16 protein-coding genes and 1 tRNA gene are annotated in these 23,212 nt (G+C 71.6%); 4 read left to right on the forward strand and 13 right to left on the reverse strand.

Going from position 1 to position 23,212, the window contains the following annotated elements; translation table 11 throughout:
* Positions 1-2 precede the first annotated feature (2 nt).
* Both ACVFI9_RS13350 and ACVFI9_RS13355 read right to left on the reverse strand, forming a co-directional pair.
* A complete protein-coding gene (locus ACVFI9_RS13350) occupies positions 3-509 on the reverse strand; it encodes a ClbS/DfsB family four-helix bundle protein (RefSeq protein WP_474762706.1) in 507 nt (168 codons plus the stop codon).
* Positions 510-513: 4 nt separating this feature from the next.
* On the reverse strand, positions 514-1,002 hold the full coding sequence (locus ACVFI9_RS13355; protein WP_474762707.1) for a hypothetical protein: 489 nt from the start codon (positions 1,000-1,002) through the stop codon (positions 514-516).
* 145 nt (positions 1,003-1,147) lie between these two features.
* On the opposite strand from ACVFI9_RS13355, the gene ACVFI9_RS13360 reads away from it, so the two are divergent.
* Together ACVFI9_RS13360 and ACVFI9_RS13365 are read left to right on the forward strand one after the other, a co-directional pair.
* The gene (locus ACVFI9_RS13360; RefSeq protein ID WP_474762708.1) at positions 1,148-1,717 is read left to right on the forward strand and encodes a PadR family transcriptional regulator; all 570 of its coding nucleotides are present in this window, start codon (positions 1,148-1,150) and stop codon (positions 1,715-1,717) included.
* A gap of 37 nt (positions 1,718-1,754) precedes the next feature.
* Positions 1,755-3,452, forward strand: coding sequence for an ABC1 kinase family protein (locus ACVFI9_RS13365; RefSeq protein WP_474762709.1), 1,698 nt, complete (start codon positions 1,755-1,757; stop codon positions 3,450-3,452).
* Between the two features lie 60 nt (positions 3,453-3,512).
* Here the strand turns inward: ACVFI9_RS13365 and ACVFI9_RS13370 are convergent, their stop codons facing one another.
* The 7 genes from ACVFI9_RS13370 to ACVFI9_RS13400 all read right to left on the reverse strand — a co-directional run bounded on the left by ACVFI9_RS13370 (position 3,513) and on the right by ACVFI9_RS13400 (position 10,327).
* The gene (locus ACVFI9_RS13370) at positions 3,513-3,872 is read right to left on the reverse strand and encodes an MmcQ/YjbR family DNA-binding protein (protein WP_474762710.1); all 360 of its coding nucleotides are present in this window, start codon (positions 3,870-3,872) and stop codon (positions 3,513-3,515) included.
* Between the two features lie 172 nt (positions 3,873-4,044).
* Positions 4,045-4,422, reverse strand: a complete 378-nt coding sequence (locus ACVFI9_RS13375) for a hypothetical protein (protein WP_474762711.1) — start codon at positions 4,420-4,422, stop codon at positions 4,045-4,047.
* Positions 4,423-4,445: 23 nt separating this feature from the next.
* The gene (locus ACVFI9_RS13380; RefSeq protein WP_474762712.1) at positions 4,446-5,072 is read right to left on the reverse strand and encodes a nucleotidyltransferase domain-containing protein; all 627 of its coding nucleotides are present in this window, start codon (positions 5,070-5,072) and stop codon (positions 4,446-4,448) included.
* A gap of 147 nt (positions 5,073-5,219) precedes the next feature.
* A tRNA-Met gene (locus tag ACVFI9_RS13385) sits at positions 5,220-5,293 on the reverse strand.
* 62 nt (positions 5,294-5,355) lie between these two features.
* Complete coding sequence (locus tag ACVFI9_RS13390) at positions 5,356-6,234, reverse strand: class I SAM-dependent methyltransferase (protein ID WP_474762713.1); 879 nt, start codon at positions 6,232-6,234, stop codon at positions 5,356-5,358.
* Positions 6,231-9,152 carry a UPF0182 family membrane protein gene (locus ACVFI9_RS13395; RefSeq protein WP_474762714.1) on the reverse strand — a complete coding sequence of 974 codons (2,922 nt, stop codon included), beginning with the start codon at positions 9,150-9,152 and terminating at the stop codon, positions 6,231-6,233. The genes ACVFI9_RS13390 and ACVFI9_RS13395 overlap by 4 nt, the downstream gene beginning before the upstream one ends.
* Positions 9,153-9,223: 71 nt before the next feature.
* Entirely contained in the window at positions 9,224-10,327 is a 1,104-nt protein-coding gene (locus ACVFI9_RS13400) for a YlbL family protein (protein WP_474762715.1), read from the reverse strand.
* Positions 10,328-10,548: 221 nt separating this feature from the next.
* Here ACVFI9_RS13400 and ACVFI9_RS13405 point away from each other — a divergent pair, with 221 nt between their 5' ends.
* A complete protein-coding gene (locus ACVFI9_RS13405) occupies positions 10,549-11,868 on the forward strand; it encodes a zinc-dependent metalloprotease (protein WP_474766259.1) in 1,320 nt (439 codons plus the stop codon).
* 841 nt (positions 11,869-12,709) lie between these two features.
* Here ACVFI9_RS13405 and ACVFI9_RS13410 read toward each other — a convergent pair.
* Positions 12,710-14,506: an ATP-dependent helicase gene (locus ACVFI9_RS13410; protein ID WP_474766261.1), complete on the reverse strand. Its 1,797-nt coding sequence runs from the start codon at positions 14,504-14,506 to the stop codon at positions 12,710-12,712.
* Positions 14,506-15,468 (reverse strand): NAD(+) diphosphatase, encoded by a 963-nt coding sequence (nudC, locus tag ACVFI9_RS13415; RefSeq protein ID WP_474762716.1) that lies wholly within the window; start codon positions 15,466-15,468, stop codon positions 14,506-14,508. The genes ACVFI9_RS13410 and nudC overlap by 1 nt, the downstream gene beginning before the upstream one ends.
* 117 nt (positions 15,469-15,585) lie before the next feature.
* On the opposite strand from nudC, the gene ACVFI9_RS13420 reads away from it, so the two are divergent.
* Entirely contained in the window at positions 15,586-16,818 is a 1,233-nt protein-coding gene (locus tag ACVFI9_RS13420) for a phosphotransferase (protein WP_474762717.1), read from the forward strand.
* On the opposite strand, the gene ACVFI9_RS13425 is transcribed toward ACVFI9_RS13420, so the two are convergent.
* Positions 16,722-20,018, reverse strand: a complete 3,297-nt coding sequence (locus ACVFI9_RS13425; RefSeq protein WP_474762718.1) for a UvrD-helicase domain-containing protein — start codon at positions 20,016-20,018, stop codon at positions 16,722-16,724. The two genes, ACVFI9_RS13420 and ACVFI9_RS13425, sit on opposite strands and share 97 nt — an antisense overlap.
* A complete protein-coding gene (locus ACVFI9_RS13430; RefSeq protein ID WP_474762719.1) occupies positions 20,015-23,128 on the reverse strand; it encodes a PD-(D/E)XK nuclease family protein in 3,114 nt (1,037 codons plus the stop codon). The genes ACVFI9_RS13425 and ACVFI9_RS13430 overlap by 4 nt, the downstream gene beginning before the upstream one ends.
* Between the last annotated feature and the right edge of the window lie 84 nt (positions 23,129-23,212).

Here is a 23,212-nt window from a genome sequence, read left to right on the forward strand (position 1 = left end):
CGTCAGGCTGCCGTCCGTCGTTCCTCGAGCAGGCCGATCGCCCACTCGTAGTGACCACCGAGGCATTCGTGCACCGGGTACGCCAGGGCGCCGCGGAGCCACGGATGCCGCGACGGCTCGAACAGGGACGAGTCGTCGATGCCCTCCAGCCGGGCGAGCACGTCCGCGTGGCTCGCCCGCAGGCGCTCCCGTGCCGCCACGAGCCCGACGTCGCGGTATCGGTCGCGCAGCATGAGGTTGAGCTCGTCGAGTGAGGACCAGTCGTACCCGTCGGCCGGGAACGCAGGCGTCCGGCCCGCGGCATCCGCCTCGAGCCAGCCCAGCAGCAGCACGTGCCATGCGTGCAGGTGGTTGACGACGTCGAGCACGTCGCGGTCGCGGCCGGTGCCTCCACCCGTGAACGGCTCAATCCGCTCGGATTCGGGAATGCCGTCGACGACCTGCTCGAAGGCCGCGAACGATCGGGTGGCGGCGTCGACGATGTCCACGCGCGTCTCGGGATGGGTCATCCCGTCATCGTACGGTCCGGTCTCCCGAGGTACGATCCGGTCTCCCGAGCGCGAGCCGCACGAGCACCACGACCTGCACGATGACGCCGATGATCGTGCCCGCGATCGCCAGGCCGAGCAGGATCCGGAACACCAGCTCCCAGTCGAACCCCGACCCGCCGAAGTCGAACGGGAACACGATCCAGAACCGCACCAGCACGACGAGGGCGATCACCGAGGTGATGATCTCGCCCACCGCCTTGACCCACGACAGGTCGAGCACGAGGTTCAGGACGTTCACGACCACGCCGGCGATCAGCGAGAGGTTCACGAGGACGATGAGCTCCTGCGTCGCCTCGGTGAGGAACGGCAGGACCCGCCAGGTCGGCCACACGTTCACCAGGACGAACAGCACGATGTTCACGACGATCGCGACGACGTAGCCGAACCGACGCCCGGGCGATGCCGGTCGAGCCGTCGCCCACGCGGAGGACGACCGCGGATTCGTGGACATGCCCCCAATGATGCGGGGAGCCCAGGCGCGCGAGGGGGTCGAAGGTCCCGACGCGGCGACCACCATCCACTGGTCGTCGCTCGTTGAACGATGTATCGTTATATATCGTTCGCGATCGAGAGGTCGCCGCCGCTAGGAGGTCGTCATGAACGGTTCGTATTCCGAGAATCCATTCGGTTCGGGCGCTCGCGGGCCCGGCGCAGGCTGGTCGGGTGGCGGCCTGTGGGAGGCGATGGACCAGTTGAAGAACCTGTTCGAGCAGCGCGTCGGCACCCGCATGGGCAGAGGCGACGTGCGCGCGGCCGTGCTCGCCCTCCTGGCGGAGCGGCCGATGCACGGGTACCAGATCATCCACGAGATCCAGGAGCGCAGCCACGGCGCGTGGAAGCCGAGCCCCGGCTCGGTGTACCCCACGCTGCAGCTGCTGGCCGACGAGGGGCTCATCACCGCGGAGGAGTCCGGCGGCAGGAAGACGTACTCGCTCACCGATGCCGGACGGGCAGAGGCCGAGCAGTCGGAGGAGCGCTCGGCTCCCTGGGAGACGCCCGGCATGAAGGATGCCGCGAGCGCCTCCGCGCTTCCGAAGGCCGGCGCGCAACTCGCGCAGGCGGCCGCCCTGGTGGCTCGATCCGGAACGCCCGAGCAGGTGGCCGAAGCCGTCGCGGTGCTCGACGAGGCCCGGCGTAGGCTGTACTCGATCCTCGCCCAAGGCTGACCGCGTGCCGCGAGCACGTCGGCGTCAAGGAGACTCCATGGCCGACGTCAGGCACATGCGCGCCCGCTACCGGCGGCTCCTTCGTTTCGCCGCACGGTACCTGGTGCAGGCCTGGTGGTTCGAGCTCGTCCTGCCCTGGATCGGGTTGTCGAGGCTGGCGGCGCGCGGACGGCCTGCTCGGCTCCAGCGCATCGCCCGGAACTTCCACACGCTCGCGGTCGACCTCGGCGGGCTCATGATCAAGGTCGGGCAGTTCATGTCGTCTCGACTCGACGTGCTGCCGCCCGAGATCACGAAGGAGCTCGAAGGACTCCAGGACGAGGTTCCACCCGAGGAGTTCGCGCAGGTCCGCGCACTCGCGGAAGCGGAACTCGGCGTGCCGTTGGAGCGCGCGTACTCCTTCCTCGACCCGGCACCGCTGGCGGCGGCATCCCTCGGCCAGGCGCACCGCGCCCGGCTGGTGCCCGAGGAGGCCGCCGAGACCGGGTTCGCCGACGTCGTCGTGAAGGTGCAGCGTCCGGGGATCGAGGCGATCATCGACGTCGACCTGGCGGCGCTGCGCCGGGTCGCGGGGTGGATGAGCCGGGTGAGGCTCGTCTCGAGCCATGTCGATCTGCCCCGACTGGTCGAGGAGTTCGCGCAGACCAGTTTCGAGGAGATCGACTACCTGCACGAGGCGCAGAACGCGGAGCGATTCGCCGAACGGTTCGCCGGCGACGGGAAGGTGCGCGTTCCCGAGGTCGCCTGGGAGCGCACCACGCGGCGCGTGCTCACGCTGCAGGACGTGACCGCGATCAAGATCAACGATCTCCCGGGGCTGCGCGCCGCCGGCATCGACCCCTCGGCGGTGGCCGCGGAGTTCGCGACCGAGATGCTCGACCAGTTGTTCGTGGGCGGCTTCTTCCACGCGGACCCGCACCCCGGCAACATCTTCGTCACACCGGTCACCGACGGTGGGCGCTCCGGCGAGCGCACCTGGGTGCTGACCTTCGTCGACTTCGGCATGATGGGCCAGATCCCCGACACGCTGCGGCAGGGACTGCAGCGGTTCCTGATCGCGGTCGCCTCGCGCAACGGACGGCAGCTCGTCGAGAGCATCCGGGGCCTCGGCGTGCTGTTGCCGTCGGCCGACACGGCAGAGCTCGAGCGCGCCATGACCGAGTTGTTCGCACGCTTCGGCGGCATGGGATTCGCCCAGCTCCGGCAGGTCGACGAGCGGGAGCTCCGCGCGTTCGCGCGCGAGTTCGGCGACACGATGCGCTCGCTGCCGTTCCAGCTCCCCGAGAACTTCCTCCTCGTCATCCGCGCGATGTCGCTCACCTCCGGCATGTGCAGCGGGCTCGACCCCGACTTCAACATCTGGGATGCGGTGGAGCCCTACGCCGCCCGTTTGCTGCGCGACGAGGGCGGCGGCGTGGTGCGCTCGTTCGCGCAGGAGGTGCTCTCCATCGCGGGTGTCGCGGCGCGGCTTCCCCGCCGCCTCGACGACCTCGCCACCCGGCTCGAGGAGGGCACGGTCGCCGTCCAGACGCCCCGGCTCGACCAGCGACTCCGTCAACTCGAGCGCACGGGTCGTCGCGTCATCTCGGCCGTCCTGTTCGCCGGCCTGCTCATCGGCGGCATCCTGCTGCGGCCGGCCGATCAGGTCTTCGGCACCGTGCTCATGGTGGCGGCGGCGCCGCCGTTGCTGCACGCGCTGTTCGCAGGGATGCTCGGGCGGCGCGGGCCGGGCTGAGCGGAGCAGCGGCAGGACGCCTCCGCTCACGACGGAATCGCGTACGCTCGCGCCCGCGAGTCATCCCGGGCCGTTCGGGTTCGCCAGATCGTAGGCGCGGGAGACCTTCTGCGGAACGACCATGCGCCAGGCGTCCACGACGAACTCGCGCGCCTCCCCCGGCTCCAGCACCGCAAGGTCGGCATGCACCCAGTTGAAGCGCATGTCGGCCTGGCTCGGCATGTGGAACTTGTGCGGCTGGCCACCGACCAGCGCCGCCCGTTCCTCGCGTGGGAACGCGAAGCCCATCACCGTCTCGTCGAGGGAGAACGCGACGTAGACCAGCTGTCCGACGCGGAACTTCAACCTGCCACGAACGTACACTTCGTACGACCGCTCCAGCTCGGTGCCCAGACGACGTACGTCTTCGAGTCGCGCCATGCGTGCACCCTACTCGCCGGCAGCGACACTCGGCGACCGACCTGGGTGTGATGCACGAAGGCCCGGAATCCGGGGATCCGGGCCTTCGCTTGGCGGTCGCCTAGTAAACGCGACGGTGCATCAGTCCGTCGGCCGAGATCGTGGAGGAAACGAGTTCCTTCGCAGTGGCGACTCAGGTCTCGATGGTGTGTTCGGCGGCGTCGAGAAGTCGTCGCGCGTGCAGCACGTGACGGGCCGCCTCGGCATGCGTCGGCAGGCGATCTCCGTCGGCTTGCACGCTCTTCGCGGCAAGCAGCGTGTCGAGATGCTTCGCCGTCGAGGCATCCGTCGCCGAACGCAACGTGGCCACGGCTTCGCGATGCGCGTCGCCCGATGCGCGATAGCCGAGCACATGGCCGCAGATCGCGTCGCTCGCGGCGATCCCGGCACTCACCGCGATCTCTGCCGCGTGCTTCCACTCGTGAGGGCTGTCCCCGCCCAATTGCAGTTCTGCGCTGACCAGGCGCGTTTGCGCGTCTCGCAGGCGGATGCGCACTGCTGCGGCATCCATCGGATGCCGTCGGGCCGTCGCACTCACGACGCGCGACGTTTCTGCGCGGTGGGCAGTTGCGATCCGTGCACGACGATGCCGTCGGTGATCACGCTCCGGAGCAACGGGTCATGATCGCGTTCGCGACGACGGAGTTCGGAGCGTGTGACAGCGTAGATCTGCGTCTCGTTCCCGGTGAGGCGTTCGGCGTGCTGCGCCAGCCGATAGCGGTACTCCGCCTGCGCGTCAGGATCGATGCCATCGGGGTAGACGACGAAGAGATCGAGATCGGATTCGAGCGAGGACTCACGTCGAGCGACCGAGCCGTACACCACGACAGTGATGTCGAGTTCGCCAGGCAGTTCATCGCGGCAGAATCGATCGAGCTCTGTGAACATCCGGGAACGCGCCTCGAGCGCCACCTCGATCACGGGCCACAGCACGTGCTGACGGTTCGGGCGGTAGATGATCGCCGGCGGTCGCGACTCCGCGTCGACGATCCCGACGCGGACGAAATGTGTGAGCGCCCGATGCACACTCGTCGTGGAGCCGACTCCGGCCAGCTGGTGAACCTGGCGACCCGAGAACCCCGCGTCGCTGCGGGCGAGTACGCGAAGCGTCGCGGCTTCGACCTCGCTCGTGATGCCCGCGAGTGGCTCGCTCAGGTTCATGTGGCGATTCTGGCACGAATGTCACGAATATGGAACATTCGTCACGCTATCGGGACGACAGAACACGACTGTCGTTCATTGGAGCCCCGAGAGCGCTAGGGGAAGCACGAAGGCCCGGAATCCGAGAGGATTCCGGGCCTTCATCTGTTGCGGGGGCAGGATTTGAACCTACGACCTCTGGGTTATGAGCCCAGCGAGCTACCGAGCTGCTCCACCCCGCGGCACAAGAGATAACACTAGCAGGCGGTTCGAGCGACGCCAAATCGAGGCCCACCCGGCGCGTTCAGGCGGCCTCCGAGGCAGAACGCGGCGCCGACGCCACGACCTCGTACGACAGGGGCAACCACCGCTCGGCGGGCCAGCCGTACATGCCCTCCCCCTTCGGTACGGTCACGGGGAAGATCTGCCACGGCACCTCGTAGTGCTCGGTGAACTCGTCGATCGCGAGGCCGGCCGCGCGCAGCGCGCCGAAGACCTCATCGAGCGGATGCATCCACTCCCACGTGCGGGCATGCTCGATCTGCGCATCGGGGTCGGCGTAGTCGGCATCCTCCTCGAACACGTCGGGCTCGCGCTTCGAGTACGCGTACTGGAACGTGGGCATGCCGCCGGGACCGCCGTCGCCGTCGAACACGAACGCCGCGGGGTGACCGTCGGCGAAGTACAGCCGCCCGCCGGGCTTCAGGAACCAGGCGATGATGCGCGCCCACTCCGCGACATCCGGAAGCCAGCCGATGGTGCCCCACGTGGTGAAGACGAGATCGAACGACGCGGGCTCGGGGAGCACGTGACGGGCATCGTAGACATTGGCCTCGACGAACCGGGCCCGGTCGACCACCCCGAGCTCAGCCGCCATGCGGCGGGCCTCCTCGACGGCCGGGCGCGAGAAGTCGAGCCCGACCACGCTCGCGGCGAGGTTCGCGAGCGACAGCGTGTCCGAGCCGAAGTGGCACTGCAGGTGCAGCACCCGAAGGCCGGTGAGGCCGTCGGGGAACACGCGCTCGATGCCCGCGCGGGCGATCGGATCGAGCACCCCGCCGCCGGCACGCAGCGCGCTGCGATCGTAGAACTCGGATGCCACGTGGATGGGCACCCGTTCGTCCCAGTTCGCCCGGTTGTCGTCGAGCCAGTCGCCGCCGCGGAGGTCGACGGCGTCGGTCACTGTCCCTCCGCCGCCGGAGTCTCGGCCTGGGTCAGCTCGAGCAGCTGCGCGACGATCTCGGCGAGCCTCGCGTCGGCGCGGCCGTACGCCGCCCAGTCGCCCTCGCTGAGCGCGGTCTGCTTCTGCTGGATCAGCACCTTCGCCTCGTTGAGGAGCGCCTGCACCTCGTCGCTCGGCACGGTGGGCGTGGTCGGCGTCGTCGGCTCGCCCTCCTCGGGCGGGGTCGTCGGCTCGGTGCCCGGCTCCACCTCGTTGTCGCCGGCATCCGCGCCGGAGTCGCCGCCGAAGAGCACGTCGAGCGCGAGGTCGAGCGTGTCCTGGAACGCGATCTGGTCGCCGAACGCGACGAGCACCTTCTGCAGCAGCGGGTAGCTCGTGTTGCCGGTGGACTTCACGTAGACGGGCTGCACGTAGAGCAGGCCGCCGCCCACCGGCACCGTGAGCAGGTTGCCGTTGATCACGTCGGACTGGCCCTGCTTCAGGATGTTCAGCTGGGCCGAGATGCTCGGATCGCCGTCGAACTGGTTCTGCACCTGGCCGGGGCCGGGCACGTTGTCGTCTTCTGGCAGCGCGAGCAGCCGGAGCTTTCCGTAATCCTCGCCGCGCTCGCCGTCGGTCGAGCCGGCGTCGGAGTTGACCGCGAGGTAGCCGCGGAGCACGTTGCGGCTCTGCTCGCCACGCGCCTCTGGGATGAACGTCGAGTACAGCGAGTACGACGGGGCATCCTGACCCGGCATCTGCATGGTGAGGTAGTACGGCGGCTGCAGGAGCGTCGTGTTGGCGCCCGCCGTCGGCTCCTTCGGCGTGGTCCACGCGTCCTCGCGCGAGTAGAAGGAACCCGGGTCGGTGACGTGATAGCGCCCGAGCACCGCGCGCTGCATCTTGAACAGGTCTGCCGGGTAGCGCACGTGGCTGAGCAGCTCGCCCGACATCTCCTTCATATCCTCGAGCGCCGACGGGAAGATCTTCTGCCACGTCTGGAGGATCGGGTCCTCGGCGTCCCAGGCGTAGAGGGTGACCGAGCCGTCGTAGGCGTCGACCGTCGCCTTCACCGAGTTGCGGATGTAGTTGACCTCGTCGAACGGGAGGGTCGTCGGCAGTCCCTCGCTGTCGGCGATGGCCTCGCTCATGCTCACCCTGTTGGAGTACGGGTACTGGTCGGTGAGCGTGTAGCCGTCGACGATCCACACGATGCGTCCATCGACGACGGAGGGATAGGTGTCGGAGTCGAGCGTGAGGTACGGCGCGACCTTGCGGACGCGATCGATGGGGTCGCGGTCGTAGAGGATCTGCGACTCGGTGTTCACGGCGTCGGAGAGGAAGATCTGCTCCGACTGGAACTTCAGGGCGTACACGAGCTTCGTGAACGCGTTGTCGAGCGTCGGCCCGCCCTCGCCCTGGAAGGTGGTGCGGGTCTCGCGATCGCTGTCGCCGCCCGCCGGGTAGTCGAGTTCGACCGGGTCCTCGTCGTCGGGCGCACCGACGATCGAGTACTCGGGCGAGTCCTCTCCGAAGTAGACGCGCGGCTCGAACTCGCCGAGCGCTCCGACCGACGGGATGCCCGACTGGAGGAACACGGGCTGGCCGTCGACCGAGCGCTGGTTGCCGGCCGCCGCCACCATGCCGTAGCCGTGCGTGTACACGATGTGCGAGTTGAACCAGGTCTGCGCGTCGCCGAGACCGTCGAGCGCGAGGTCGCGCACGGCCACGACGGTGTCCTGCGTCTGTCCGTCGATCTCGTAGCGATCGACGTCGAGCTGTTCGGGGAACTGGTAGTACTGGCGGAACTGCTCGAGCTGCCGGAAGGCGGGGCTGATGATGAGCGGGTCCATGAGGCGGATGTTCGCCGTCGTCTCGGCGTCGGCCCGCAGGGCGCCGGGCTCGGCATCGGTCTCGGCCTCGAACGGGATCAACTCGATGTCGGAGACGCCGTACGCCTCACGGGTCGAGTCGATGGCTCGCTCGATGAACGGCGCTTCGAGCGTCTTCGCGCTCGGATCGACCTGGAACCGCTGAACGACCCACGGGTACAGCGACCCGATGATGAGGCTCGACACGATGAGGAGGGCGGTGCCGATGAGGGGCAGCCGCCACCGGCCGATCGCCGCCGTGATGAAGAAGAGCACGGCGACCACCGCGGCGATGGCCGCGAGGATGCCGCGGCCGGGGATGACGGCGTTGACATCGGTGTATGCCGCACCCGTGATGATCGGGCCGGCTTCGGAGACGGTGGCGTACTGGTCGAGCCAGATGCTCACCGCCTGGAGCAGCAGGTAGACGCCCGCCGTGATGGCGATCTGCACGCGGGCCGACTTCGAGATCACGACCTCGCGCCCGCTCACCCGGATCGAGCCGTAGAGGTAGGCGGTGGCGATGACGAGCAGGAGGGAGAGCAGGACCACGGCGGAGGCGAACCCGACGATGGAACGGTAGAACGGCAACTCGAAGACGAAGAACCCCGCGTCGAACCCGAACTGCGGGTCGGTGGTGCCGAACGGCGTGCGGTTCAGCCAGGTGAGCGAGAGCTCCCACCGGCTCGAGGTCGAGACTCCGGCGAAGATGCCGAGCACCACCGGCACGCCGTACATGGCGAGCCGTCGCAGTGGCTCGAACACCTCCTGGTAGCGATCGAGCTGCGAGTTGAGCTTCGCGTAGACGGGCCTCGTGCGATAGGCGATCTGGATGGACGCCCACACGGGGACGGCCATGGCGACGAAGCCGATGACGAACAGCACCACTCGGGCGATCCACTCGGTGGTGAGCACCTCGAGGAAGCCCAGCTGGTCGTACCAGAGCACGTCGGCGTAGAGGCCGACGAAGACGAAGAACGCGATGACGAGCACCGCCAGCACCCCGATCGTGACGGCGATGGGGGCGCGTCGGCGCGGAATCCTCGGTGCTTGCGGCTGTGCTGACAATCTCGGCCTCGTGTTCGGTCGCGGGGGGATCGAGATTCCATCCTATGGTCGCGATGCTTGGAACCGGCTGCTCATGAGGTGGGACAGGAGGCGAAGCCTGAGGTGTCCGCGCCCGTGCCCACCGCCTCGACGATCTCGCGCGCCTCGTCGAGGGTCGACACGGCGAAGACCTCGATGCCGTCGGGGACATGTCCGGTGACCTCGGCGCAGTTCGACTCGGGAGCGAGGAACCATTCTGCACCGGCTCCGTCGGCACCCCAGAGCTTCTGCCGGATGCCGCCGATGGGCCCGACCTGCCCGGCGGAGTCGATGGTCCCCGTGCCCGCGATGATCTCGCCGCCGGTCATCGCACCGGGGGTGAGCTTGTCGACGATGCCGAGCGCGAACATCATGCCGGCGCTCGGACCGCCGACGTCGTCGAGCTGCAGCGTGATGTCGATCGGGAACTCGTAGCGCATCCGCACGCCGACCCCGATCACCACCGCGTCGTCGCGCTCGACCGGCGTCACCGACACCGCCTCTTCGACGCCGTCGCGGACGACGCGCAGCTCGGCCGGGGCATCCGTGCCGTTCTCGCGGAGCGCGTCGCGAAGCTCGTCGACGGAGTGCACGGCGGCGCCGTTCACCCGGGTGATCACGTCGCCCTCTTCGAGCACGCCGTCGGCAGGCGAATCCTCGAGGATGCCCGCGACCGTCACCTCGCGCGGGAACTCGTAGTCGAGCTCCACGAGCGCCGCGGCGATGGCGTCCTGCTGCGAGTCGACCATCGCGGCCTCGTTCTGGGCGTCCCGGTCCTCGTCGGTGAGACCGGGAGGGAAGATCGCCTCCACGGGCACCGCCGAGCGGGTGCGATCGAACCAGGCCCCGAGCACCTCGAGCCAGTTCGGCGTCTGCCCCGGGCGGCCCAGCACCGTCACCGTGAGCAGGTTGAGCTCGCCCTCGGTGGCGAAGGTCTCCTCATCGGGGATCTCGATGAGCGGCACCTCCTCTTCGCCGCGCTCGGCGACTCCGAGGGTGTCGTAGACGGGGCCCGGCTGCTCGATGACGTAGGGCGAGGGAAGCAGGGCGAAGAGCAGTGCGATGACCGCCGCCACGACGATCGCGGCCCGGCCGATTCGCTCACGCCGGGAGCGGCCCTGCGGGCGCGTCGACGCATGATCGTCGAAGAGGGCCATCGGTGTTTCGTTCCTTCCGGGCGACCGGAGTCGCCTTGCGCGAGCGCCAGAGCGGGCGTTGTTCGCGAAGGGCGGACACCCGGAAGGCCCAGCCTAGGCCATTTCCCAGACCCGCGCCCTGAGCCGGGGCTACGGTTGAAGGAACGCGACTGGAGGTGGCTCACGTGGCCGATCGGGACGACGAGTCCGGCGACCGGAACCCCGAGGATGAGTTCCGCGAGATGCTGCGCGAACTCCTGTCCGGGACCGGCGGCATCGATCCGTCGCAGCTTGCGGGCGCGGCAGGACTGCCGAACGATCCGGCGAGCATCGCCGCCCTGTTCGGTCAGTTGCAGCAGGCGATGAACCGCGGCGGCGACGGCATCGACTGGAACGTGGCGCTCCGACAGGGCGAGGAGCGCGCGGCATCCGCTCAGCAGCAGGTCGGCGACGACGACCGGGCGCGCCTCGGCCAGGCCCTGCAGGTCGCCTCGCTCTGGCTCGACGAGGCGGTGGACTTCTCGGCGCTCCCCGATTCGCCCGAGCTGCTCACGCGTCGTGCGTGGGTCACGGCGACGATGCCCGTGTGGACCCAGCTCGCCGAGCCGGTCGCCCTCAGCATCTCCGACTCGCTGACCCGCGTCATGAGCGAGCAGGCGCCCGAGGAGCTCCGTCCGATGATCCAGGGTGCGAGCCGCATGATGCGCGGCATCGGCGGCGCGCTCTTCGCGATGCAGCTCGGCCAGGTCGTCGGCCAGCTCGCGACCGAGGTCGTGTCGGGCGGCGACATCGGCATCCCGCTGCAGAACGACGGTCGCGCAGCGCTCCTTCCGCAGAACGTGGCGGAGTTCGGCGAGGGACTCGACATCCCACGCGACCAGGTCGAGCTCTACCTCGCCGTGCGCGAGATCGCGCACGCACGCCTGTTCCGGCACGCACGCTGGCTTCGACTGCACCTCATCACCGCGATCACCGCGTTCGCGCGCGGCATCGACATCGACACCGACCGGCTCGAGCAGCTCGCCGAGGGCTTCGACCCGTCGAACACCGAGGAGCTCCGCGACGCCGTCGTGAACGGCGCGCTCATCCGACCCAAGAGCGAGGCGCAGGAGGCCGCGCTGGCCCGCCTCGAGACCATGCTCGCGCTCGTCGAGGGCTGGGTCGACGCGGTCACGGCGGATGCCACGGGGCGCCTGCCGCGCTCCGACGCCATCGCCGAGTCGATCCGACGCCGCCGCGCGTCCGGCGGCCCCGCCGAATCCGCGTTCGCCACGCTCGTGGGGCTCGAGCTCCGCCCCCGCCGCATGCGCGAGGCCACCGCCATGTGGCGCGCCGTCACCGAGGCCGTGGGCGTCGAGGGTCGCGATGCGCTCTGGGCGCACCCCGACCTGCTGCCCACCGCCGCCGACCTCGACGACCCGAGCGCGCTCGTCGCACGCCTCACGGGCAGCCGCACCGCCGAGTCCGACGCCGATGACGAGTTCGATGCGGCGCTCGAGCAGCTGCTGCGGGGAGAGACTCCGGCGGCCCCGGGCGAAGACGGCGAGGAACCGAAGGCCTAGGTCGGGCACCGGCGCGGCCGTCCGGCCCTCCGCCGCTCCGGCCCGACCTGTGGACGGATGCCGCGCGGCGGGCCCCGACTCGGGCATGCTCCCGGCATGGCACCGCGGATCGATCCCACCCTGCCCCTCGTCTGGCGCTCGCCGAGCGACCTGCAGCTCGGGGCCGCGCAAGCCCGCGTCATCCTCCGCGACGCCGGCGACCTCGAATCCAACCTCATCGCCGCCCTGCGCCACGGGGTGAGCACGTCGACCCTGCTGACGCTCGCCACGGGCCTCGGCGCGACGCCCGACCAGGTGCATGCGCTGCTGGCGCGACTCGAGCCCGCGTTCGTCCCGGCGGGCGTGCCGACACCCGATGCGGGAACCGATGGCACGGCGCCGCCGCCCGCGCCGCCCGCGCCGGCGCTCGTCGCGCTCGACGCCGACGGGCTCGTGCGCGCACGGCTGGAGGCGAACCTGACGACCCTCGGCTATGAGGTGGCCGACGTGCGCGATGCGATCGAATTGGCCGACCTCGCGGTGATCGCCGCGCCATGGGTCGTCCAGCCCGCGCGGTACCTGCCGTTCCTCCGCCGCGACGTACCGCACCTCGCGATCGTCTTCGACGACACGGGCGTTCGAGTCGGACCGCTCGTGGAGCCCGGCCGGGGCCCGTGCCTGCGGTGCCTCGACCTCACGAGACGCGACGCCGACGCCGCGTGGCCGGCCATCGCCGCGCAACTCGCGGGCCGACCCGCGGCCAGCCGCACGAGGCGCGCGGAGCTCGACGCGAGCGCCGTCGCCACCGCCGTCGTCGACGACCGCCTCGCGCACGGCCTCACGGGGCTCGCGTCCGCGTCCCTCACGCTGGAGCGGCCGGGCGCCCTCCCGCGGCGGAGACGCCACGAGCCGCATCCCGATTGCGGGTGCCGAACTCCTGCAGGAACCGCGACGGTTCCCGTTCGCCTCGCTGCCCGCCGCCCCCGCGAGGCCAGCTCAGCGAGAGCCGGCGCCGTGCCCGCGTGATGCCGACGTACAGGAGGCGCCGCTCCTCGTCGATGGCGTCGAGCCCCTTCGCGTACGAGATCGGCAGCAGGCCCTCGGTGATGCCGACGATGAACACCTCGTCCCACTCGAGGCCCTTCGCCGAGTGCAGCGTCGCGAGCGTCACGGCCGAGACCGTCGGCTCGTGCTGCGCCTCGGCGCGGGCCCGCAGCTCGTCGGCGAACTCCCTGAACGTGGTGCCCTGGGGCGCATCGTCGACGAGGCGCGCGATGGCGTTCAGGGATTCCCACCGTGCGCGCACGGCTCCCGGACCGTCGGGCGGCTGCACCGTCCAGCCGAGCGAGCGCAGCACGTCGCTCACCGACTTGAAGAGGGGCTCCCCCGCGATCGTGAGCGCCGCCGCGCGGAGCGCGTGCACCGCCTCGCGCACCTCGGGCCGGTCGAAGAAGCGAACGCCGCCGCGAACGCGCGAACTCACGCCGACCTCGTCGAGCGCACGCTCGAGGATGGCCGTCTGCGAGTTCACGCGCATCAGCACCGCGATCGTCTCGGGCGGCACCCCCGCATCGACGCGCTCGCGGATACGCGTGGCCACGCCCCGGGCCTCGGCGAGGTCGTCGGCGTAGGAGACCACGTCGGGCTCGATGGCGGATGCGGCTGCGGCATCCGTCGACCCGGCCATGTGATGCGACGCCGGACGGTCGCCCACCGCGACCAGCTGCAGTGCGCCGGGGCGTCCGCGCATGAGCCGGTTCGCGACGCCGACGATCGCGGCGGTGGACCGGTAGTTGCGCTCGAGCCGCACCACGGTCGCGTCCTCGTAGCGGCGCTCGAAGTCGAGCAGGTACTCGGGCGTGGCCCCCGCGAACGAGTAGATGGTCTGGCTTGCGTCACCCACGACGCAGAGGTCGCGGCGACCGCCGAGCCACAGGTCGAGGAGCTGCTGCTGGGCCGGCGACACGTCCTGGTACTCGTCGACGACGAAGTGCCGGTAGCTCTCGCGCACGTGCATCGCGACCGAGGGCTCCGACTCGATCATGCCGGCGGTCGCGAGCAGCACGTCCTCGAAGTCGAGCATGCGCCGCTCGTCCTTCAACTGCTCGTAGCCCGCGACGAGGGCGAGCATCTGATCGGGCGTGAGCGAGCCCGGCGCACCGCGGCTCGCGAGCCGTCGCTCGTACTCCTCCATGCCGAGCGCGCTGACCTTGCGCCACTCGATCTCGGCGGCGACATCCCGAAGCGTGGCCACATCGACACGCAGCTTGAGCCGCTCGGCGGCCTCGCCGAGCACGCGTCCCTTGTACTCCAGCACCCGTGGCGCGTTGCCACCCACCACGAGCGGCCAGAAGTGGTTGAGCTGCGCGAGCGCGGCCGCGTGGAAGGTGCGCGCCGGCACGCCGCCGGCACCGAGCGTCCGCAGCCGTGCCCGCAGCTCGGCCGCCGCTCGGGCCGTGAACGTGAGCGCCATGACGCGTGCCGGATCGTAGGCGCCCGACGCGACGCCGTAGGCGATGCGATGCGTGATGGCCCGGGTCTTCCCCGTGCCTGCGCCGGCGAGCACGCACACCGGGCCGAGCAGGGCCTCGGCCACCACGCGCTGGTCGTCGTCGAGGGCACCGAGGAGGCGGTCGTCGGAGGCGTCGGATGCCGCCATCACGACGTGCCCCACGGAATCCCCTCGTCGATGGGGCCGCCGTACCAGCGCTCGAGCATCCACCTGGCGATCGAGGTGCCGCCCGGCAGGCCGATGTCGGGATTCGACCCCGAGAGCTCCTCGCGGGTGAACCAGCGCAGTTCGAGGATCTCGACGCCGTCGGGCGTCGCACCGGCGGCCGCGGCGGTCGTGGCCGCCCGGGCCGTGAAGCCGATCATGAGGCTCGCGGGGAGCGGCCACGGCTGCGATGCCGCGTACTCGACGCGGTCGACGACCAGGCCGGCCTCCTCACCGATCTCACGCACCACGGCCGCCTCGAGGGACTCCCCCGGTTCGACGAAGCCCGCGAGGAGCGAGAACCGGTTCTGTTCCCACAGGGCGTTCGAGCCGAGCAGCACGCGGTCGGCGTCGTCGGTCACGAGCACGATGACGGCGGGGTCGGTGCGGGGGAAGAGCAGCGTGTCCTCGCGGTCGCACTTGCGCGCCCAACCCGCCTGGATCACGGTCGTGGACGACCCGCAGCGCGGGCAGAACGGGCTCGACTCGTGCCAGTTCGCGAGGGCGACCGCCTCGGTGAAGAGGCCCGCGTCGCGGTCGCCGAGCACGGGCGCGGCCGCGCGGAGGCTCGCCCAGCGCGCCTCCTCGGGTTCGATGCGGGACGCGGCATCCGCGTCGAAGACCCGCACCTCGATGGGCGTGCCGGCGGGTACGCCGTTGTCGGCGAGCGTGCGACCGAGGTAGCACCGCAATGCGGGCTCGGGCAGGTCGGCCGGCCTGCGGAAATCGAGCACCGGCGCCGAGCCCTCGACACGCCCCGCCAGGAGCGCCCGCCCGCGATGCAGCGCGATGACGCGTGCGCCCGGGTCGGCGTCGAAGCGCTCGGGGAAGTCGTCGTCGGCACGAGCCTCACCGTCGCGATCGATGGCTGCGCGCGCGAGCGGCGGAGCGGTCGTTTCGCGCACGGCGCACCTCTCTGCTCGTTCCAGCGGAGTCGGCGGGAAGGCGTGGCGGTCGCCGCGGAGGCGGACTCACCTGCTTAAGCTGTGGCCATGGCCAGACCCCCTCTCACTCTAGCCGCGTTGGCCACGGCGGCGGTGCCCGGCCTCGAGGTGCGCGGGGCCCGCACGCACACCCGTCGGAGCCACGGCGGGTACGACAGCGTCGAACTCCGCGCCGCCGACGGGCGGCATCTCGTCATCCGGGCGCCCCGCTCGCAGAGCGCCGAGAACGAGCAGTCCGCCGACCTCGTCGCGATCCGCGCACTGACGCCCGGCATCCGCTCGCTCCTGCCGTTCCGGGTGCCGGCGTTCGTCGGCCAGGCGCCCATCGACGGCACGCGCGCCATCGTCACGGAGTTCCTTCCCGGCACGGTGATGACGGCCGACGAGCTCACGGAGCACGAGTCGCTCGCCTGGGCGGTCGGCACCGCGATCGCCGCGATCCACACGCTGCCCGGCGGGTTCATCAGCGACGCCGGACTCCCCCGCGAGAGCTCCGACGAGGCGCACGACGCGGTCGTCGACCTCATCGGCCGTGCGGCGGACACGGGTCACCTGCCCGCGGCGATCCTGCGCCGGTGGGAGCAGGCCACCGACGACGCGACCCTCTGGCGATTCCGGCCCACCGTCGTCAACGGCGCGCTCACCGCGGACTCGATCCTCGTCGACGGCGACATCGTCACGGCGATCGTCGGCTGGGGCGCCCTCTCGGTCGGCGACCCTGCGCGCGACCTGCACTGGCTGCTCACCTCGCGCGGCGCCGCCGCCGAATACGCCCTCGAGGCGTACACGAGGGGCCGCGCGGGCGTCGCCGACGCCCACCTGCCGCAGCGCGCGCTGCTCTACGGTGAGCTCGAACTCGCCCGGTGGCTCCTGCACGGCGTCGAACGGCGCGACCACGCCATCATCGACGACGCCGTGTCGCTCCTCGACGGCCTCGTCGAACGCGTGCACGACCACTCGAGCGAACCGCTCTCGCCCGACACCGGGCCGATCCTCGCCGTCGACGATGTGGAGCGCATGCTCGACGAGACGCCACGCGACCACCGATCGCAGGGCGGCGGCGGCACCCTCCTCACCGACAGCTACGACTTCTCGGAGCTCGAACGCCGCGAGGCCGGGGAGCGGCCGATGGCGGCGACAGATGCCACGGCACCGATCCCGCTCGACCTCAGCGACTGGGGCGACGCGGCGCCGCCCGAGCCGCCGTGGTCACCTCATGACGCTGCCGAGACCCGTGACGCGGCATCCCCCGCCGCCACTCCCGCTCGGGCCACCGACGCCCAGGAGCGACGCAACGCCGCCTCGTCGTAGAGGCGATCGGGTCGGATGATGCGGTCGTCCTCGACGTAGTAGAACACGGCGTCGATCTGCTCGGGCGCGACGCCCGCCCACTTCGCGTAGGCGAGGCGGTACAGCGCGAGCTGCGTCTGCTTGAGCTCGAGGTCGTGCTCGTCGCGCGGTGCCGCACCGGTCTTCCAGTCGACCACCTGGTAGCGGATGCCCCGTGCCGCGAGTTCTCCGCCCGGCGGCACCTCGTACACCGCGTCGAGCTTGCAGACGAACACGTGCTCGTCGATGGGCAGGTGGAGTTCGAGCTCGACCGCGATGGGGCGGCGCCCGCCCCATTCGGAGGCCTCGAACGTCGCCTGCAGCGAGCGCAGGCGCTCGGGCGCGACATCCGCGAGGAGCGATCCCCGCTGCTCGTCGTCGTCGGCGACGACCGGCCAGCCGTCGTCGATCGCCGCGGCGTCGCCGAGGCCCGTGGAACGATGCTCGACCCAGGCGTGGAACAGCGTGCCGATGCGGGTGGCGCGGTAGGGACGCTGCGGCATCGGGCGGCGCAACTGCTCGGCGACGGCCGCCGGGTCGTCGACGTAGTCCTTGAACCGGGAGGCGGGCACGCGTGCGGGGATCTGCGGCGCATCTGGGCCGTCGAAGCGACGGCGACGGTCTTCGAGGAGCAGCCGCAGCTCCTCGGCGAGCCGGGGTCCGATGCCGGCGCCGCTCGGACGCTCGGCCGCCGCGCGCACGGCATCGGCAGCGAGGTGCACCCGGTCGCGCCGGGCGCCGAGCGCGTCGAGCGGCCACTGCTGGCGCGTCGTCGCCGCCTCTCGCGGGTTCTCATCGGCCCCGGGCGCGAGCGGGAGCACGGCCGGATCGATGACGCGTGCGACCGCGAGCTCGCGAAGGAACGGGCTCGGTCGGCGGGCCGACTTCTGGGTCGACCACCAGGACCCGGTGAGCAACAGCTCGTCGCGTGTGCGGGTGAGCGCGACATAGGCGAGGCGTCGCTCCTCCTCGGCGTGCCGATCGCGGTTCTCGTCGGCGAACGCACGCACGGCGACGTCGAACTCGGCCTGGCTCTGCACACCTCGCCACTGCAATTCGGGCAGCTCGTCGCGGTCGCCCTTGAAGTCGTTCGGCAGTTCGCCGAAGGCGAGCCACCCCTTCGTCGTGCGCGGCTTCGACGGGAGCTCCTCGTCGACCATGCGCGGGATCGCGACGAGGTCCCACTCGAGACCCTTGGAGCCGTGGATGGAGAGCACCTGCACGGCGCCGGGCTCGGGATCGTCCTGCCGGGGAGCGAGCCGATCGCGCTGCTCCGCCTCGGTGAGCCAGCCGAGGAATGCGCCGAGGGTGGGATGCTCCGCCACGTCGGCGAAGCTCGCGAGCAGTTCGTCGAACGCCTCGAGGCTCGGCCCGCCGAGCGGCTGCGACGCGTTCGCGGCCACCTCGATGTCGAGGAGCAACTCCTGCACGACGAGGTGCACGAAGTCGACGAGGCCGAGGCCCGCACGACGCCGGAGCGACTGGAGCTGCGCGCCCGCTCGCCGCATGCGGCCGAGTCCCGTCTCGCTGAAGCGCGCCAGCGCGCGATGCTCGTCGGGTGCGGTGAGCAGGAAGTCGAGCGCGTCGACGATCGACGGCGACTCGTCGGGTGCGATCGAGGCCCTGAGGCTCGTGCGCACGTCGTCGTCGAGGCGATGGCTTGCGAGGTCGCGATCGGCGAGCCATCGCGCGAGGTCGTGGAGCGCGGCGAGGTCGGCGGGGCCGATGCGCCACCGCGCACCGCCGAGGACGCGCACCAACTCGGAGCCCGCGGTGGGATCGTGCAGCACGCGCAGCACGCAGACGAGATCGGCGATCACGGGCTGGTCGAGGAGGCCCGCGACGCCCAGCACATGCACGGGCACGCCGTGCGAGCGCAGGGCGTCGGTGAAGACGCCCACGTTCGCGAACGTGCGGCACAGCAGCGCTCCACTCGGGGCGGCGCCGGCACCGGTGCGGCGGAGGCGCGTTGCGAACCAGCGGGCGACGAGGTCGGCCTCCTCCTCGATGGTCTCGGCCCACGCCACCTCGAGCCGACCCGAGCCGGCGAACGGGGAGGCCGCGAGCGGCGCCTTGGGAATACCGGCGTCGAGCGGCCCGATGAGCGTGTTGGCTGCGTCGAGCACGATGCGCGGGTTGCGCCAGCTCGTCGAGAGGTCGTACACGCCGCACGTGGCGTCGGGCGCGAAGTCGTTCGCGAAGCGGGCGAGGTTGGCGGCACTCGCCCCGCGCCATCCGTAGATCGACTGGTCGGGGTCGCCGACGGCCATGACCGAGTGACCCCGGAACAACGTCGAGAGCAGCCGGGTCTGCACCACGCTCGTGTCCTGGTACTCGTCGAGCAGCACGGTGCGCGCCCGCTCGCGGGAGGCGGCGACGACCTCGGGATGCCGCTCGCAGATGGCGAGGGCGAGGGCCACCTGGTCGGAGAACTCGACGTAGCCCCGCTCTCGCTTGGCCGCGGCGTACGCGTCGGCGAGGTCGAGCAGCGGCGGCAGCGCACCCACGACGCCGAGCGCGTCGGTGAAGGTCTGGAAGTCGGTGCGCTTGCGCGGCGCCTCGATCGGCAGGCCCTCCATGGCGAGGAAGTCCCTGGCGAATGCGCGCACGTCGCGGCTGTCGGCAACGTTCTCGGCGAGCGCACGGCTGAGTGCGAGCACCGCGCCCGTGACGCGATCGAGCGAGGCGTCGAGCTCCACGAGTCGCGGGTCTGCCGACGCACTCGCCACCGAGCGGGCGAGCAGCCACGCGGATGCCTCGCCGAGCACCGACGCGTCGGGCTCGCGCCCGATGAGCATCGCGTGCTCGCGGTAGATGGTGCTCGCGAACGCGTTGTAGGTGCTCACGGACGCCGCCTCGAGCGGATCGAGGTCGACCTCGGCGATGCCCTCGGCGACGAGCTGACCGACACGCTCGCGCACGCGGTCGGCGAGCTCGGCGGCGGCCTTGCGCGTGAACGTGAGGCCGAGCACCTCGGGGACGGCGACATGGCCGTTGGCCAGGAGCCACACCACCCGGTTCGCCATGGTCTCGGTCTTGCCGCTGCCGGCGCCTGCGACCACGATGCTCGCACCGTGCGGGTCGGCCTCGATGACGGCGCGCTGTTCGTCGGTGGGCTGGTGCAGGCCCAGGCGCGCGGCGATCGCGGATGCGCCGATGGTCGAGGCCCCGCCGCCGCTCACGCCGACACCGCCGGAACGAGGTGCACGCGGTACTGCCAGGCGCTGAACCGCGAGCGGAAGCCGAGCTCGCCCGGCCCCTCGAACGTGCTGCCGGCCATGATCCGGCCGACAGCTGCGAGCCGCTCGCGGAACTCCGCCTCGGCCTCGTCGTCGAAGGGCTGCTGCACCCGCTCGGTGTACGCGACGCCGCGCGTGGGGCGCGCGAGGTAGACGAGCTTCGCCCCGCCGATGACGCCGGCGTTCGGCACTTCGCCGCCGCGGACGGCGAGCTGATAGGCGGCGAGCTGCGGATGCCGCGCCGTCTGCTCGGCGGTGGGCGGGGTGCGGCCCGTCTTGAGGTCGACGATCACGGTGGTGCCGTCGGGCGAGGCCTCGACCCGGTCGATGGTCCCCGTGATGCGTACGCGGCCGACGATGAGGGTGAACCGGCCCTCGGCGCCGAGCAGCACCTTGCCGTCGTCGGCGAAGGTCGCGAGGTAGTCGGCGGCGCCCTCGGTCATGCGCCGCGCGCCCCGCTTCTCACGTTCGGCGACCCAGCCCGCCTCGAACCGGAGATCGCGCCATCGCGCTTCGACGGCGGCCCAGAGCGTCTCGACGCTCGTGTCGCCGTCGGCGCGGGCTCCGGCCTCCTCCACCACGGCATGCACGATGGTGCCGATCGAGGCGGCGAGGCCCGACGGCGGGGAAGCCACGTGGTCGATGAACCACCCGAGCGGCGATTCCTCGGCGCGATCGATCTGCGAGGGCGAAACCGCGACGAACGCCTCGGGATCGTCGAGGTCGACGAGCGGCGCCGTGGTCGACGGCTCGGCGAGGCCGTACCAGTCGTCGGGGTGCGCCCCCGGCACGCCCTCCTCGGCGAGCAGCGCGAGCGCGGCGGCGGCCTCGGGATCGGCGGTGGCGACCGCCTCACGTCGCAGTACCCCGACGAGCCCTCGCAGGTGCAGGGGCCTGCGCCGCGGTCGTACCCGCTCGACGGCGTAGCCCATGAGCATCGACGGCTGCTCGTCGTCGTTGGCCGTGCAGCTCAGCACGAGCTGGCGTCGCGCGCGCGACGCGGCGAGCGCGAACAGCCGTAGTTCGTCGCCGCGCACCGAGACGCGCGCTTCGGCCGCGTTCTCGGGCCCGGGCAGCGGCGCACCCGCACGCGCGGCGGCGACGACCCGCGGAAGCAACCCGGCATGGAGGAGCGTGCCGCGGGGCCTGAGGTTCGGCCACACGCCGTCTTGCAGTCCGGCCACGACGACCACGTCGAATTCGCGGCCGATGAGCGCCGGCGGCGTGGTCACGACCACCGACTCGGCGCTGCGCTGCGGAGCCAGGGAGTCCTCTGGCAGCTCGCTCGCGAGCACCTCGTCGACGAACCCGCCGGCCGGCGCCTCGGGCTCGCGTTCGACGAAGCGGGTCGCTGCCGCGAACAGCGCGACCGCGGCGTCGAGCGAGCGGTTCGCCTCCTCGGCGAGCACGCCCGTGCCGCGCGCCTGGGCCGCCCACTCGGTGGCGAGACCGCTGCCGCTCCACAGGGTCCAGAGCACCTCCTCGATGGTGCCGCCGTCGGCGGCGACGCCCCGGGCGGCCCCGAGGAGCTTCGCGACGCGAGCGGCGCGGCGGCCCGGAGCGGCATCGATGGTCTCGAACCCGCCGGGCGCCGAGAGCGCGTCGACGAGCAGCTCGTCGCCCGAGCGTGCGCCGCCGCCGGCGAGCTCCTCGTGCCGAAGCGCGAGCCGGAGCCGGCGGAGGCCGACGCCGTCGAGCCGCCCGAGCGGACCCGTGAGCAGTTCGATCGCCCGCTCGGCGGTGAGCGGCTCGCGCCCGAGTGCCAGCGACGCGGCGACGAGCAGCGCGGCGGCCGCGGGTGCGTCGCGCAGGGCGGTGCGGGCGGCGTCGCCGGCCGTGGGCACGTCGGCGAGCGCGAGGCCCCGCTCGAACGCGGGCACGTCGGCGCCGGAGCGCAGCACGACGGCCATCGACGACCATGGCACCCCGTCGAGCAGGTGACGTTCGCGCAGGAGCGCCGCGACCGACTGGCACTCGGCGGCGTGCGAGGGCGCCTCGATGCCGAGCACGGCGGCCAGCGGGTCGGCGTCGACCTCGGCGACGCCGCCGTCGGGCTCGCCGAACGCCGCCTGCCGGTGCGTGCCGCCGAGCGCGGTGCCGATGTGCGACGTGGCGGAGCGCACGACCTCGCGGATGGCCGGCCGTCCACGCTGCACGCGCGCCAGGTCGATGCGTCGCACGGGCGCGCCGTCGAGCACCGTGGAGAGCGAGCCGAGCAGCTCGGGCCGGCCGCCGCGGAATCCGTTGCTCGCGACGTCGGGGTCGCCGAACGCGACGATGGAGACGCCGCGCGCCGCGAATGCGCCGAGCATCGCGGCCGTGGCCTCGGTCGCCTCCTGTGCGTCGTCGACGACGATGAGCCGGAGCCGGGCGAGGTCGCCGAGCGCCGCGGATGCCGCGGCATCCGTCGTGCTCCGACGCACGATGGTCGCGGCGAACGCGCCCAGTTCGGCCGAATCGAACTGGGTGGGGCGGACCTGCTCCTTCACCTCGGCGTACTCCTCGAGGAACGCCGCCGCCGCGACCCATTCGGGGCGGCCCGCACGTTCGCCGAGCCGGGCGAGCGCGGCGGCGTCGACGCCGTGCTCGATCGCACGCATCATGAGGTCGCGGAGCTCCGACCGGAAGCCGCGCAGCTCCCGCACCTCTGGGCCGAGCGGTTCGGGCCACGCGGGACCGAACCCGTCGCGGATGCCCCCCTCGAGCAGGTCGCCGACGATCTGGTCGTGCTCGGCGCCCGTGAGCAGCGTGACGGGTGCGCCCACGGCGGCACGCACGAGCTGGAACGCGATGGAGTTGGCGGTGCGCGCGAGCGGACCGCGCGTGGTCACGCCGAGGCGCACGGCGAGTTCATCGCGCAGGGCCGTGGCCGAGGCGCGCGTCGCCGAGAGCACGAGCACCTCCTCGGTGGTGTGGCCACGACGCTCGACGCGGTCGGCGACGAGCTCGACGACGAGCCTCGTCTTGCCGGTGCCGGGGGCTCCGAAGACGGCCGCGTGCTCGTGGTCGGCGAGGGTCGCGACGGGATGCTGCAGGGTCGCGATCTCGGGCATGCCTGAACGGTAACGCGTTCCGCCGACAGTGAACGGGAGCGGCCCGGCGCGGCCCGTGTCGTAGTGTTTCTGTCACAAGCAGAA

Source organism: Agromyces sp. NSFZ (genome assembly GCF_056156205.1).